At 60.7% G+C, this 13,600-nt stretch carries 12 protein-coding genes and 2 tRNA genes; 6 read left to right on the top strand and 8 right to left on the bottom strand.

The features are described from left to right. Positions 1-423: 423 nt before the first annotated feature. Positions 424-1,983: a 2-isopropylmalate synthase gene (locus BP858_RS09610; RefSeq protein WP_214166577.1), complete on the bottom strand. Its 1,560-nt coding sequence runs from the start codon at positions 1,981-1,983 to the stop codon at positions 424-426. 132 nt (positions 1,984-2,115) lie between these two features. Between BP858_RS09610 and BP858_RS09605 the strand changes: the two genes are divergently transcribed. The 4 genes from BP858_RS09605 (at position 2,116) to BP858_RS09590 (ending at position 3,410) form a co-directional block, all read left to right on the top strand. After that, a tRNA-Tyr gene (locus BP858_RS09605) sits at positions 2,116-2,222 on the top strand. A gap of 16 nt (positions 2,223-2,238) precedes the next feature. Next, positions 2,239-2,311: transfer RNA gene (locus tag BP858_RS09600), tRNA-Asp, on the top strand. Between the two features lie 220 nt (positions 2,312-2,531). Continuing rightward, positions 2,532-2,657 carry a hypothetical protein gene (locus BP858_RS09595; RefSeq protein WP_272947025.1) on the top strand — a complete coding sequence of 42 codons (126 nt, stop codon included), beginning with the start codon at positions 2,532-2,534 and terminating at the stop codon, positions 2,655-2,657. A 237-nt stretch (positions 2,658-2,894) separates the two neighbouring features. Then, positions 2,895-3,410 carry a HEAT repeat domain-containing protein gene (locus BP858_RS09590; RefSeq protein ID WP_286879380.1) on the top strand — a complete coding sequence of 172 codons (516 nt, stop codon included), beginning with the start codon at positions 2,895-2,897 and terminating at the stop codon, positions 3,408-3,410. A 263-nt stretch (positions 3,411-3,673) separates the two neighbouring features. Here BP858_RS09590 and BP858_RS09585 read toward each other — a convergent pair whose 3' ends face one another. The 6 genes from BP858_RS09585 to BP858_RS09560 all read right to left on the bottom strand — a co-directional run bounded on the left by BP858_RS09585 (position 3,674) and on the right by BP858_RS09560 (position 9,484). Beyond that, positions 3,674-4,393 (bottom strand): PP2C family protein-serine/threonine phosphatase, encoded by a 720-nt coding sequence (locus BP858_RS09585; RefSeq protein WP_286879379.1) that lies wholly within the window; start codon positions 4,391-4,393, stop codon positions 3,674-3,676. Between the two features lie 67 nt (positions 4,394-4,460). Continuing rightward, a complete protein-coding gene (locus BP858_RS09580; RefSeq protein ID WP_286879378.1) occupies positions 4,461-5,399 on the bottom strand; it encodes a radical SAM protein in 939 nt (312 codons plus the stop codon). Positions 5,400-6,250: 851 nt separating this feature from the next. Then, the gene (locus BP858_RS09575) at positions 6,251-6,673 is read right to left on the bottom strand and encodes a hypothetical protein (RefSeq protein ID WP_062262430.1); all 423 of its coding nucleotides are present in this window, start codon (positions 6,671-6,673) and stop codon (positions 6,251-6,253) included. Then, the gene (locus tag BP858_RS09570) at positions 6,663-7,286 is read right to left on the bottom strand and encodes an ArsR/SmtB family transcription factor (RefSeq protein WP_062262433.1); all 624 of its coding nucleotides are present in this window, start codon (positions 7,284-7,286) and stop codon (positions 6,663-6,665) included. The genes BP858_RS09575 and BP858_RS09570 overlap by 11 nt, the downstream gene beginning before the upstream one ends. 38 nt (positions 7,287-7,324) lie before the next feature. Continuing rightward, a complete protein-coding gene (gene guaB, locus BP858_RS09565) occupies positions 7,325-8,791 on the bottom strand; it encodes an IMP dehydrogenase (protein ID WP_062262436.1) in 1,467 nt (488 codons plus the stop codon). Between the two features lie 3 nt (positions 8,792-8,794). Continuing rightward, on the bottom strand, positions 8,795-9,484 hold the full coding sequence (locus BP858_RS09560; protein ID WP_062262439.1) for a (5-formylfuran-3-yl)methyl phosphate synthase: 690 nt from the start codon (positions 9,482-9,484) through the stop codon (positions 8,795-8,797). A 44-nt stretch (positions 9,485-9,528) separates the two neighbouring features. On the opposite strand from BP858_RS09560, the gene BP858_RS09555 reads away from it, so the two are divergent. Together BP858_RS09555 and tmk are read left to right on the top strand one after the other, a co-directional pair. Beyond that, on the top strand, positions 9,529-10,209 hold the full coding sequence (locus BP858_RS09555) for a HisA/HisF-related TIM barrel protein (RefSeq protein WP_286879377.1): 681 nt from the start codon (positions 9,529-9,531) through the stop codon (positions 10,207-10,209). After that, positions 10,203-10,820 (top strand): dTMP kinase, encoded by a 618-nt coding sequence (gene tmk, locus BP858_RS09550; RefSeq protein ID WP_286879381.1) that lies wholly within the window; start codon positions 10,203-10,205, stop codon positions 10,818-10,820. The genes BP858_RS09555 and tmk overlap by 7 nt, the downstream gene beginning before the upstream one ends. Here tmk and BP858_RS09545 read toward each other — a convergent pair. After that, complete coding sequence (locus BP858_RS09545) at positions 10,777-13,371, bottom strand: valine--tRNA ligase (protein WP_286879376.1); 2,595 nt, start codon at positions 13,369-13,371, stop codon at positions 10,777-10,779. The two genes, tmk and BP858_RS09545, sit on opposite strands and share 44 nt — an antisense overlap. Positions 13,372-13,600: the final 229 nt, after the last annotated feature.

Genomic DNA, 13,600 nt, shown 5'->3' with positions numbered 1-13,600 from the left:
TCACGCTGCGGGGCGGGGCCTCCCCCCCTCCCCTGCCCCCACCCCCCGGGCGATTCCCACCACGGTCCGCCGCCCGGGTGAGCCGGGGGATACTCCGGATCCGGCATCAAGCTCATCGATACATTGCACCATAGGATACGGTCGCGCCAACGGGGCGAGCCCCCTCCCTTGCCCCCATCCCCCGGGGTGATTCCCACCACGGTCCACTGCCCGGGTGAGCCGGGGGATACTCAGCGTTTACCAGAACCAGCACAGGGGTTCGATAGAGTTTGAACCTCGCCGATAGCCAACCCGGAACGCAGTGCACCCATATGGGGTAAGTCCGCCCCACGGGGGCGGGGGTCTCCCCCTTCCCCGCACAGAGCCATATCCGGCCCCTGGCCGGCGATCGTCGACGGGATGACCTCTGGTATGACCCGGCGGTCACTCCTCCGGTTCCCGGTCGTTCTTTCGCGTCCGGCAGACGAGGTTGATCGCGTTGATCACGGCCTCGACAGACGCGAGGATGATGTCGTCGCTTGAGGCGCTGGCGTCAAAGACCCGGCCCCGTTCATCCTCGACGGCGATGGTGACATGCCCCAGGGCATCAGTGCCCCCCGAGATCGCCTCGATGCTGAACTCCTTGAGGTGGATGGGGGCCGGGATGATCCCGAGGATCGCTTTTACGGCCGCATCCACCGGCCCGTTGCCGACGCTTGAGAAGACATGCTCCTCCCCGTCGACGGTCGCCCTGACGCTGGCCGTCGGGATGACGTGGTTGCCGGTCATGACGGCGATACCCTGGAGTTCCAGGGTCTTTCCGTCAGGAGCGAGCTGCATGACGCTTTCAGCGATCTCGTAGAGGTCCGCGTCCGTCACCCGCTTGCCCCTGCCCGCAACCCCTTTCACCCGCTGGACGATCTCGTCGAGCTGGGCGTCGGTGGGGGCCATGTGCGCCTCGACGAGCATCTGCCTGACCGCGTGTCTGCCTGCGTGTTTGCCGAGTTTCAGCCTCCGCCGGTGGCCGACCATCTCCGGCGTCATGATCCCGGGCTCGAAGGTATCGGACCGTGTGATCACGCCGTGGGAGTGGATCCCGCTCTCGTGGGCGAAGGCGTTTTCGCCGACGATCGGTTGCGTGGGGGGCGTGCTCATCCCGGCGTAGCGCGAGACGAGTCTTGAGGTCTCCACGAGGCTTGTCGTCTTGATGCCGGTATCGATCCCGTAGATGGATTCAAGGATCATCACGGTCTGCGCGAGGTCAGCGTTTCCCGCCCGCTCGCCGATGCCGTTCACGGTCACCTGAACCTGGGAGGCCCCGCCCTCGACCGCCGCGATGGTGTTTGCCACCGCAAGCCCGAAGTCGTTGTGGCAGTGGACATCGATCGGACAACCCACCTCCCGGTCTATCCGGGTGATGAGCTGTTTCATGGCTGTCGGGGTGATCACGCCGACGGTGTCGGGCACGTTGATGATCGTGGCCCCGGCGTCCACCGCGACGCGGTAGACCTCCATCAGGTACTCCGGGTCTGTCCTCGTGGCATCCATGGCCGAGAACATACACCGATCGAGGTGGTCGCGGACATACGTGATGATCTCGCCGGTGGCCGCGAGGACCTGCTCCCTGGTCTTTTTGATGGTGTACTCGCGCTGGACGTCTGATGTCGGGATGAAGACATGGACCATATCGACATCGCAGTCGATGCATGCATCCACATCGGCTTTGAGCGACCGCGCGAGGCCGCAGATCTCAGCGTTCAGCCCGAGGCTCCTGATGGCCTTGACGATATCGCGCTCGGAATCGGAGGACGCAGGAAAGCCAGCTTCGATGGTGTGCACTCCAATATCGGAGAGATGCTCTGCAATACCGAGTTTCTCTTCACGCGCAAATGAGATACCCGGCGTTTGTTCACCGTCGCGCAGTGTGGTGTCGAAAACAGTGACGTTACTTTTCGCACGGCTATCGGTGAAGAAGACAGTACGCTTCAGCGTTCCTGAACGCATCGGCGTTTGTAGGTTTCATACCTACCCATTATACGAGGATATATATAAAGAATAACGTCTGCTCGGGGCGCTACCCGGGGGATTCAACGATATATTTAATAAGATCTCACGCTAACGTTATTAGAGCAGAGACCCGCCTTAACTCAGACTGGTAGAGTGCGCGGCTGTAGTATAGTATTCGCTCTCGGGCGAACTGCGCGGCTACCGCGATGTCCCCGGTTCGAATCCGGGAGGCGGGATCCACAAAACAAGAGTGCCCAGGTAGTGTAGTGGCCTATCATGACGGCCTGTCACGCCGTCGACACGGATTCGAATTCCGTCCTGGGCGTCAATTTCTCCCATTTTATCCTGCGTTGAGCGCATGCGTTATCGCCGTCGAAGGTGACACTTGATGCGCTCACTCCTGTTTCCCGAGAATCCCTGTCGTATCAAATAATTTCCCGTTGCGCATGGTATCTGACTGCCGTGATAATTGCAAGCCTATATATAGGAGAACTTATTTTTATTTAGTGAATAAAATATATATCCTATAATGCAGTATCCAGTGCATGCACGCTCTGCTGAAATGGGTTGAAAGTGACTCTGTATTCAATGCCCTGGGGATGCTTATCGCCGGGATAGGTATTTTTGCTTTCGTGAGCCTGATGCTGTATACCAGCGGGTTTCTGACCTGAACGGCAATCGGCGCGTCAGAGCATCGTATCCTGGCGGCGCCGATTCCCCGGAACCATCTGCTTCTATATCCTGCTGACGACTGGAGCATAGCATCTAAAATATCACGCCGTAGCCTCTCGTGTTGAGCATGAAGACCCTGTGATCGCTATACTTTCCCGGGACGAATGATCAACCCTTATTACAAATCCCCCTCAACGTATGATACTAGCGGCTACAGTCCGCGGACGTGACCGGTTATGACCTACAATACGCTACCAGAGACTGGGGACGATCGTCCAGATGAGCAGGACCTGCACACCCTCCTTGCCCGACTCTCAGACCCGGATAAGGGGGTGCGGGCGGAGGCGATGCATGGGCTGGTAACGATCGGAGGGCCCGCTGTTCCTGCCTGTATCGCCCTGCTGCACGACGACGACTGGAAGGTGCGCTACCGTGCGGCTGAGGCCCTCGGGCTTATCGGTGATGACAGGGCGTATGCGCCTCTCACTGCCGCCCTCGGTGACGGCAAGGATCACGTCCGCTACATGGCGGCGAAAGGGCTTGGGCTGCTCGGCGATCCTCGCGCGGTTGCGCACCTCAGGACAGTGCAGCGGGATGAAAACGAGTTTGTGCGGCGGAGCGCCGCCGCATCGCTTGGCAAGATTGGCGGGGTGGAGGCGGTCGCGGCGCTCCGGTCTGCCCTGGAAGACGAGGCGATTGGAGGCGTCCGCGAGGTGATCCTTGCGGCGCTCCGTGATGCGGGAGCGGACTAGTGCCGAGTCAATCATTCAACGTCGGATAGGGGCGTGCTCGTGCTCGTTGTCATCTTCAATGTAGAGATCTCCCGTCTCTCTTCGCGTCTTCGCGTCTTCGCGTGAGGGGTAATAGAGAGTACCGAAGTCTCACGCGAAGACGCGAAGGGGCGTTTCAGGGGATTATACCGAACTTCGCGCTCTCCCGCGTGAGACCAGAGTGCCCATCCCGGCACGTTCCAAAAATCTCTAAAATAAGGTGACACGATGCACTAGACCCACGATCACTCGCGGGCGACGATCACCGTGATGTTGTCGGTGCTTGCCGCATCCTTGGCGGCATCGATCAGCCTCCGGCATGCCGCACCGGGTTCATCGGCGATCGCAATACCCTGGATAACGCTCTCCGGGACGTAGTCGTGGAGCCCGTCCGAACTCATCACCAGGACCGACCCGGCGATATTCCGCTCGTCGAGGTCGACCTGCACCCTGACCTCAAGCCCGAGCGCTCTGGTCAGGATATTCTTCTTCGGGTGGAAGATCGCCTCAGCAGGGGAGAGCACCCCTGCGTCCACGAGATCCTGGACGTAACTCTGGTCGCGCGTATGCCAGACTGACGAGGGGGTGATGATATAGGTCCTGCTGTCGCCCACCGTGCCGATCCAGCACCTGCCCGACTCGCTGACGATCGCCGCCGAGAGCGTTGTTGCGGCATTCAGGTGGTTATCCCGGTTATAGGTATACACCGCGAAGTTTGCGTGCTGGAATGCACGTTCGAGCACTGTGGCAGGTTTCGCCTCCCCGAGCCCTTCGCCTGCGGTCTCTTCCAGGATCGCGACCGCCATCCTGCTTGCTACGTCTCCGCTGGCGTGCCCGCCGAGCCCGTCCGCGACGGCGAATACGTGATACCCGGCCACCTCCCCGGCAAAGTATGCGTCTTCATTCCGTTCCCGTCTACCCTGGTCGCTCATCGCCGCGTATCGGAGCCCCGACTCTCTCCTCACCTGTTCTGCACCACAGAATTCTCTGGGTGCCTGATCGAAGATTCTTTTGGTGTCAGAAGGGCTCTTCTCACGAGAATGCCGGTGAGATCCCGTTTTCTCTGGCGCACCGGATGGCATACTCATACTCCCGCGCTGTTATCGGACGCTGCAGTGCCGCGAGCACCGGGCTTCTTCCCCCTTCGGCCGCCCTCCATGCCGGGTGGTACTGGGCCATGATGTTCACGTAGGAGTCCCGCGAGATCTCCTCGGCGATAAACTTCATCACGATCTCGCTGTTTGCGAGGTTCCCGGGGAGCACCAGGTGCCTGATGATCATCCCCCGCACGGCAAGGCCGTCCCTGACCATCAGGTCCCCAACCTGCCGGTGCATCTCCACGAGAGCGGCCCGCATGTGGACGGTGTAGTCCCGGGCATGGGAGAGTTCCCACGCCACGTCGTCCTGCCCATACTTCGCATCGGGCATGTAGATGTCGATGACGCCGTCGAGGAGCCGGAGGGTATCCACTGAGTCGTAGCCGCCGCTGTTGTAGACCAGCGGGATGTTGAGGCCGCGTTCGGCGGCGATGACGACCGCACGGAGGATCTGGGGGACAACGTGCGATGGGGAGACGAAGTTGATGTTGTGGCATCCACGGTCCTGCAGGCGGAGCATGATCCCGGCGAGGTCTTCGCACGAGACCGCGTAGCCGACCCCGCATTGGCTGATCTCGAAGTTCTGGCAGAATTCACATCGCATGTTGCAGTTCGTGAAGAATATCGTTCCCGATCCGTTCCTGCCCACGAGCGGGGGTTCCTCGCCGAAGTGTGGGCTGTAACTCGAGACCGTCGGCAGGAGGCCGGTCCGGCAGAACCCCAGCTCGTCTTCGATGCGGTTCACGTGGCACTCCTGGGGGCAGATGACGCAGTCGCGGAGCACCTCGTGCGCCCGCCCTGCCCGCTCCTCCAGTTCGCCGCTTCGGGCCAGGCGTATGTACCCGGGTAGTTGGGCTCGTTCTGCTTCAACCATGTTCTGTCACTCTCGGGCCCGGAGCAGAAGAAGGTTGACCCTTTTCTACCCATCTGCCTGTACCGTGGCCGGGTCTCCTCCAGGATGATATCCGCCACTCTCCGGCGCATGGGACCGGGCCTGGGAAGACCGTGTCCGGTGTACCCTCCTCCAGCAGCAGGCACACGGGTCGTTCCATGAACCATATCAATCCTGGAACCGGGGCCCGGGATGTTCGCGCTCCCGAACACAGCTCCCTTTTTTGGGGAGAGTCCATACGCGCTAACTTCAGGTGTGGGGATTCGCGAGGATACCGCTCAATTCAGGAGGCGAGGGCTGGTTTGGGATACTATGGGACTATTTCACCTTATCATGTGGGTCCTGGTGCAGATCGCCACCTCACGCGAAGGCGCGAAGAGCGCGAAGAGGTCCGGTTGGGAGGGGCTACACGGGCATCAAGACTTCGTGTGAGGCTGAAGCACCTCTCTATACTGCAACCGCTCGCGTTGCCGTGAAGAGCGCAAAGGGAGACGGTTGGGCGGAGCTACACTGACTTCGCGTCCTCACGCGTGCTTCCGCGTGAGGCAACAATCGCATGAACAATATCAGATGAGATGCTCTACTATTGGTTGGTCTGTGGTCAATAGTTCCCTCCCCGGAAAACGGTCTTGATCCCTGTCAGGGGGCACGCGAGTCCCAGAGAACGCCCGGGCACTGCTCCCGCCCCCACGAGGATCGGAGGGAAGAGCGCCGAATGTGTGGGTGGGACGGGTGTACGGAGAGCTGGTATTGAGCCCCGGGTCTCACCGAAAACCCGCTACAAAAGAGTGGGGGCCGGGGTTCGCCCTCCCGCCCCGGTATTCGCATCCCCTTCAGGACCGGGCGATCCCGTCCGGCGCGTTCTTCTTCCGGCAGACAGCGTCGATCACGCCGTGCTGCACATTGTAGAAACTGTGCGGGACATCGATCTCGCAGTCGAGATCGATGACCGTCTCCTCATCCCCCCCTGTGCAGAGGGTCACGGATTCATTCTGGAACGTGACGTAGGGGGCGCCCTCTGCCCGGGCATTCACTGCAGCGGTGATGTAGATGCAGTCGTCCCCCTCGATCACCTCAAACTCGGTCTCTTCGTCCCCGTCCTCCCCGGACGGGTCAAAGTAGGGTGCCGCGTCGGGCGGCCCGCTGATGATGGTAAACCCGATGATCCTGGGGTCATGCAGCGGCATCTCACTCAGGATCTTCTCCATCAGCCGTGCAATATTCTTGAACATCTCGTCGTATGGATTATTCGCCATGTGTACCACGTATCTGGTATCGGTCGTTGGTTTGTTCGACAACCCCGGTATACATGAGGTTGTTCAGTCTCTGTTTCAGCTCATCCGTGGACAGGCTGCACATTTCCTCGAGTTCCGCGAACGTCAGGTCGAAGTGAGAGAGGGCGAGGAGAATCTCCAGGTCCCCGTCGCCGGTGATGAAGTCCTCCCCCGTGCGCATGATCTCGACAAACCTCGATTCGATGTCTCGCTCCAGTTGTTCGAGGTTATCCAGAAGTTCGTCGCGAGCCCTGACCATTCTCCTGAATACCGTGAGATTTCTCGCTAACCTGGTCCTCTGGTCCTCATCAACAGTGGGAAGCGTAACCCTATCCTGCTTCTGCAGGTTTACGATGACATTGATGTCATGCGAGAGGTAGTAATACTTTCGCCTCCGCTCGTCCTGGCAGGAGATGAGGAGGTGCTCGCGCTCCATCATCTGCAGGTGGTCTATCACCGCCTTCGGACTGAGCACAAGGCGCTCGGAGATCTCAGTCACAAAACACGGTTTCTGCCGCAACAGTTCTATTATCCGCCGCCGGTTCCGGTTTCCCAGGATATCAAGGAGACGGGAAACCTCACTGCCCTCAAGCATATTTACTAAACGTTAGTGATCTTGATATAAAAAACATGTCACTCGAAGAGGCGGTAGTTCGGCGCCTCATCGGTGATCATGATATTGTGCGGGTGGCTCTCGCCGTAGCCTGCAGGTGTGATCCTGAGAAACCTGCCGTTCTTCTTCAGGTCCGTCACAGTCTTTGACCCCGTGTAGCCCATCGCAGACTTCAGGCCGCCGACGAGCTGATAGATGACGTCCGAGACCCGGCCAACATAGGGAGTGACCCCCTCGACGCCCTCAGGGACGAACTTGGTCCTCCCGATCTCCTTCTTCTGGAAGTAACGGTCGCTCGACTCCCCGCCGCTCATGACGCCGAGCGATCCCATTCCCCGGTATTGCTTGTAGCGTCGGCCCTTGATCGTCGTAATCCTCCCCGGCGCCTCGTCGGTGCCGGCAAAGAGGCTGCCCGCCATGACGCAGTCCGCACCGGCGGCGATCGCTTTTGCGATATCCCCGGAGTAGCGGATACCCCCGTCTGCGATCACCGGCACGCCGGCCTCCTGCGTCACCTCAGCGACGTTTGCTATCGCGGAGACCTGCGGCACGCCCACGCCCGCGACGATCCTTGTTGTGCAGATGGAACCCGGCCCGATACCCACCTTCAGCCCGTCGACGAAGTCGGTCAGGGCGGAGGCCGCCTGCTTCGTGGCTATGTTTCCGGCCACCACATCGATGCTGGTGCTTCCCTTGATCTCCCTGACGGCGCCTACGACGTTCATGTTATGACCGTGCGCACAGTCCACCACCAGGGCGTCGGCACCCGCCTCGACGAGCAACATGGCCCGCTCGAAGTCAAAGGGGCCCACTGCAGCGGCGACCCGGAGTTTCCCGTTAGCATCACGGTTCGCGCGGGGGTACTGCCGCTTCTCGAGGATATCCCGCATCGTGATGATGCCGACAAGGCGCCTCTCTGCATCCACAACGGGAAGACGCTCGACCTTATTCGCGTACATGGTCTCGAGCGCATTCTCAACTGTAATGTCTTCGGATGCCGTGATCAGCTTCTTTGTCATGTACCCGGTGATCTTCGCATCGCCCTGCTTTGGCAGGATCGCCCTGATATCCCTGCGGCTGACGATACCGACCACCCTGCCGTCCTCAAGGACCGGCACTCCGCCGACACCGTACTGCCGCATGACCCGTTCTACCTCGGTGACCGTGGCCTCGGGACCGACCGCCACAACCTCGCGCTCGATCAGGTCTTCGGCCTGTTTAACCACCTTGATCTCAGCAACCTCGCGGTCCTGGGGCATGTTCCGGTGAATGACACCGATGCCGCCTTCCCGCGCCATCGCTATCGCCATCACCGACTCGGTCACCGTATCCATGGCGGCGCTCACGAGGGGGATATTCAGGGGAATGTTCCGCGAGAACCGCGACCTGACGTCGGCCTCATCGGGCTCGACCCACGATTCGGCGGGCTCAAGAAGCACATCGTCGAACGTGAATGTTGTCTCCATCTTCATCTTCTCGATATACATACGTCACACAAGCATCTTCATTGCTTTTTCCACAAGTTCAACCCTGATCGTAGCGGTTCGGTCGCCTCCGCAGACCATCCCCCGGACACCGATGATCTCCGGATTGATGCGCTTTAAGGCATCAAGGTCCTCAAACTTCAGCGAACCGGCAAGGGCCGTCTGCAGTCCAAGATCCCGATTCTGCTCAACGAACCGGGTCAGTGCCTCCTCGTCCATGAAGGCAAATGTACTCTTCCCATCTTTAATGCCGGTGTCGATCATGGCGACATCCGCTCCGGCATCTGCAACCAGCTGGCTGATGGCGAACGGAGAGATCGTACCCATTCTCTGAAAATCAGAATAGGCAGCGATAACGACATATTTCTCGGGAAACTCCCGTTTCACTGCCGTGGTCACTGCCTCGATAACGTCGCGGGCACGGTCGGTTCCATCGAACATCAGGCCGACCTTGATAAAATCAGCACCAGCGTGCGCGGCACCGTAAGCCGAGAGAGCCGCAGTTCCTGGCTTATACTCATTGTCCCCGATTGCAGCACTGACAGGCTTTTTGCCGGCAATCTTCTTGATCTCCTGGATGACCCAGGGAAAATTCGCACCAAGTGAGCCTTCGGAAGGCTTCTTTACGTCAATAATGTCAGCGGAAAGCGAGCTTTTTGCCTCCTCAATGCTGCTTGGACTGACGAGTAATTGCATAGAAATTAATGTTCCTTCACCCTAATAGTGATTGCGTTGAGGACATGGAACTGATTCTTGCAGTCGATCTTGCAGGCGGCCTGGTTGTGCACGGAAAATCCGGTAACCGTGCCGGCTACCGGCCGCTCTCCTGGGGGCTTGCCCCTTCAGCCGAACCTGAGACCTATCTATCCGCCCTACAGCCCCGGTTTCTGTATATCGCCGACCTGGAGAGCATCCAGGGCAGAACCCCGCAGGACGACCTGGTCAGGCGTTGCGCCGTCCTGGTGGAGCGGTGCTACCTCGACCGGGGCTGTCGGTCCCCCGCCGAGAGCACGGCGGTCGAGGGGGTGACGCCGATCATAGGCACCGAGACGGCAGCCGCCGCTATCGAAGACCTCCGCGCATACCAGGCCGGCTATCTCAGTATCGATATCAAGGGAGGCCGGGTGCTCCCCTGGGGCATCAGGCCGGCGGAGATGTTGCGCCGCGCATCAGGACTCTCATTTGAGGGCTGCATCATCCTCAACATCGGCGCCGTGGGGACAGAACAGGGACTCGTCCGGGAGGATCTTGAGGAGATGCGGGCATGCTACCCCGGTCGTCTCCTCTACGGGGGCGGCGTCGCCGGGGTCGACGATATCCACCTCCTCTCTGATATCGGGTTTGACGGGGCGATCATCGCAACCGCCGTCCACCGGGGGACAGTGCCGCTTGACTGGATCCGGAGAGGATGCCAGTGCTGATCACCATCGAGGGGATCGACGGGAGCGGCAAGAGCACCCTTCTTGCCCGTCTTGGGGAATTGCTCGCCGACCTCGACCCCCTCTTCACCCGCGAGCCCGGCGCCACATGGGTGGGCGACTCGGTGCGGCGGGCGGTTGCCGCGCGAATGGACCCGATCACCGAGGCGCTGCTCTTCTCCGCCGACCACGCCGCGCATATCGATACCCTGATCCGGCCCGCGCTCGATGCCGGGAGGCTCGTGATCTCAGACCGCTACTCAGACTCCAGGTTCGCCTACCAGCCGGTCGTCCTCGACGGCGTGCTCCCCGACCCGCTCCTCTGGCTCCGCCAGATCCATGCAGGATGGTCGATCCGGCCGGACCGGACGTTTCTTCTGGTCCTGCCGGTCGAGGATGCCATGGCCAGGCTTGATCCTGAAGAAAAAAGGGAGTATTTTGAGAATGCCGGGATCCTCGCGCGGGTGCAGGAGAACTACCTGAACCTTGCGGCGTCCGATCCCGCGAGATTTGTCATCGTCGATGCGCTGCTCCCAAAAGAGGAGGTCGCCCGGTTCATCGCCGACGAGATCAGGACGAGTGTCCGATCGTCACGACGACGTCCCCGAGCGTGAGGACGTCCACCTCTTCTCCTGCCACCTGGTAGGCGACCTTCGGCGTGAAAGCGTCGGGCGGCACCGGGATCTCCTCGCCGTTGACCGTGAGGGTTGCGGGCGGGTTCCTGAGCTGTTCGGGCGGGAGCGCCTGCACGGCATCCATGAACGGTCGGGCCAGTTTCCGTAACGTGGGGCCGATGACCGCCATGTTGAAGTCCACACCGCTCACGACCTCTTCGAGCCGGGGCGTGCCGGTGCTCCACCGGGCGTCAGCAGCGAGCGCCCGCCCGGCGTCGCCGGCGTCATCGACCGGTTCCGGCGCGTAGATCATCACGTGGCCGAGTGGTGCGTTCAGCGCCATGCCCCGGTCGTGCTTGTAGCGCCTGAGTTCCGCGACCGTCTTCACGAGGAGGTCGCCGTGGCGCCGCGCCTCGTCGTCATCGTACGCGAAGTCTGGCCAGGCCTCCTTATGGACGCTCCTCCCGGTCAGGTTGTGGTAGCATTCCTCTGCGAAGTGCGGGATGATCGGGGCGAGGAGGCGGCAGAGGACGTCCATGGTCGTCCGGAGTGCGCTGCATGCACTGGCCCTGCTGCTCTCCTCCGCATACAGCCGGCCCTTCGTGATCTCGATGTAGTCATCGGCGAGCGTGTTCCAGGCAAACTCCCTGATCTCCCTGAGCGCCCGGTCGAACTGGTACTCCTCCATGGCGTCGGTGACCTCAGCGACGGTGTCGGAGAGCCGGACGAGGAGCCACCGGTCGGTGAGCTCCGTCACCGGTGCTTCAGGATCAGCCTCCCGCTCCAGGTGCCCCATGACGAACCTGAAGATGTTCCAGAGTTTTGTCTGGAAACGGGACGCGGCGACGACGTCGTTCCAGTTGAACATGATATCCGAGCCGGTCGTCGCGCCCCCGGCCCCCCACTGCCGCAACGCGTCTGCCCCGTAGGTGCCGACGATCTCCTCGGGGGAGATGATGTTGTTCCTGCTCTTGCTCATCTTGAACCCGTCTTCCCCGAGCACCATGCCGTTTATGAGGATCTGGTCCCAGGGATGGCTGCCGACCAGGGCTTTTGCCCGGAGGATCGTGTAGAACGCCCATGTCCGTATGATGTCGTGACCCTGGGGGCGGAGCTGTGCCGGAAAGAGCGGGGGTTTGCCGTCCTCTCCATCCCACCCGGTGACGTGGAGCACCGATATCGATGAGTCCATCCAGGTGTCGAGCACGTCTTTTTCGCCGGTGAACTCTGTCCCGCCGCACCGCGGGCAGGGGGTTTTCGGCGTATCGACGGTCGGGTCTATCGGGAGGTCCTCGCTGGCCGGGAGGATCATCTCGCCGCAGGCGTCACAGAACCAGACCGGGATCGGCGTTGCGAAGATCCGCTGCCTGGATATGCACCAGTCCCACTCCATCGACTCAGCCCAGTTCTCAAGCCTGGCGAACATATGCTCCGGCGACCACGATATCTTCCGGGCGGCGTCCATGATATCGTCCCGGTGGATCTTCACGAACCACTGGCGCTCGGAGAGGATCTCGATCGGGGTCTTGCACCGCCAGCAGGTCCCCACCCGCTGCTCGAGTTCTTCCTGCCGCGAGAGGATCCCTGCCTTCTCCATATCCCGGAGGATGGCTTCCCTGCAGGCTCCCGACGACATCCCCACGTAAGGACCTGCGATCGCGGTCATGACGCCCTTCCGGTCGATGGCCTTGCGGAGTTCCAGGTGGTGCTGCTTCCACCAGTAGACGTCCGTCTTGTCCCCGAACGTGCAGATCATCACCGCGCCGCTGCCGAACTCGGGGTCGACCGCGACATCCTCGATGATCGGCACCTGGTGCCCGAAGATGGGGACCACAAGCCTCTTCCCCTTCATGCCGCGGTAGCGTTCGTCGTCAGGGTGGACCGCCACCGCAACACAGGCCGCGAGGAGTTCGGGCCTGGTGGTGGCGATCTCGATGCCGTCGAAGTCGAAGTAGTTGAGCGTGGTTGTGCGGGGGACGTAGTTGACCTCGGCAAACGCGATGGCGGTCTCGCACCGGGTGCAGAAGTTTACCGGATGCTCGCTCTGGTAGATGTCGCCGGCTTTGAGCATCTGCAGGAACGACGCCTGGGTCTTTTTGAAGTACTCCGGGAGCATGGTGATGTATTCGTGGCTCCAGTCGACGGAGAACCCGAGCCGCCGCATGGTCGCCCGCATCTTCTCGATGTTCCCGACCGTGAGGTCGCGGCACATCTCGCGGAACTTCTCTCGTGATACATCGTTTTTGGTTATCCCGTAGGTCTCCTCGACCTTCACCTCGGTGGGGAGGCCGTGGCAGTCCCACCCCTGGGGGAACATCACGTTGAACCCGCGCATACGCTTGTAGCGTGCGATAAAGTCGATGTAGCACCAGTTCAGGGCGTTTCCAATGTGGAAATTACCGGTAGGGTACGGCGGCGGAGTGTCGATGATGAACCGGGGTTTCGTCGAACCGGGATCAAAGTAGTTGTCCTCATCCCGCCAGGTATCCTGCCAGCGCCTCTCCACTTCCTCGATATCGTAGTTTTTTGGTAGTTGATGTGACGGCGACATTTTCAGCGTATAACCTCTTTCTTTCCTGTGAAATATATTGATCGACACGGGCTTTCCCTTTATCTGGTACCGGTACCGTGCGCGGATTCTCTCTCCCTGTTCTGGAGCCTACCGGGTTTTTCAGCGTCCGGGGAAGACGGAGAGCCTGGTCTTGATCCTAAAGGCTTTTTCCCTGCAGCACCAATGGTGTAGGAATGACAAAGCCGCTGGGGTTGGTTCTGGCATCGGC

Source organism: Methanoculleus sp. UBA413 (assembly GCF_002502935.1).
GTDB classification, from domain to species: domain Archaea; phylum Halobacteriota; class Methanomicrobia; order Methanomicrobiales; family Methanoculleaceae; genus Methanoculleus; species Methanoculleus bourgensis.
The sequence above is the reverse complement of the archived record's forward strand: the minus strand, read 5'-3'. Positions and strand labels throughout refer to the sequence as shown.

Excerpts from the sequence above, each read along its gene's own strand:
- BP858_RS09590 (WP_286879380.1), top strand. The coding sequence starts at position 2,895 with ATGACCTACAATACGCTACCAGAGACTGGGGACGATCGTCCAGATGAG.
- BP858_RS09595 (WP_272947025.1), top strand. The coding sequence starts at position 2,532 with ATGCACGCTCTGCTGAAATGGGTTGAAAGTGACTCTGTATTCAATGCC.
- BP858_RS09545 (WP_286879376.1), bottom strand. The coding sequence starts at position 13,371 with ATGTCGCCGTCACATCAACTACCAAAAAACTACGATATCGAGGAAGTG.
- BP858_RS09610 (WP_214166577.1), bottom strand. The coding sequence starts at position 1,983 with ATGCGTTCAGGAACGCTGAAGCGTACTGTCTTCTTCACCGATAGCCGT.
- BP858_RS09580 (WP_286879378.1), bottom strand. The coding sequence starts at position 5,399 with ATGGTTGAAGCAGAACGAGCCCAACTACCCGGGTACATACGCCTGGCC.
- BP858_RS09560 (WP_062262439.1), bottom strand. The coding sequence starts at position 9,484 with ATGCAATTACTCGTCAGTCCAAGCAGCATTGAGGAGGCAAAAAGCTCG.
- BP858_RS09555 (WP_286879377.1), top strand. The coding sequence starts at position 9,529 with ATGGAACTGATTCTTGCAGTCGATCTTGCAGGCGGCCTGGTTGTGCAC.
- BP858_RS09575 (WP_062262430.1), bottom strand. The coding sequence starts at position 6,673 with ATGGCGAATAATCCATACGACGAGATGTTCAAGAATATTGCACGGCTG.
- BP858_RS09570 (WP_062262433.1), bottom strand. The coding sequence starts at position 7,286 with ATGCTTGAGGGCAGTGAGGTTTCCCGTCTCCTTGATATCCTGGGAAAC.
- guaB (WP_062262436.1), bottom strand. The coding sequence starts at position 8,791 with ATGTATATCGAGAAGATGAAGATGGAGACAACATTCACGTTCGACGAT.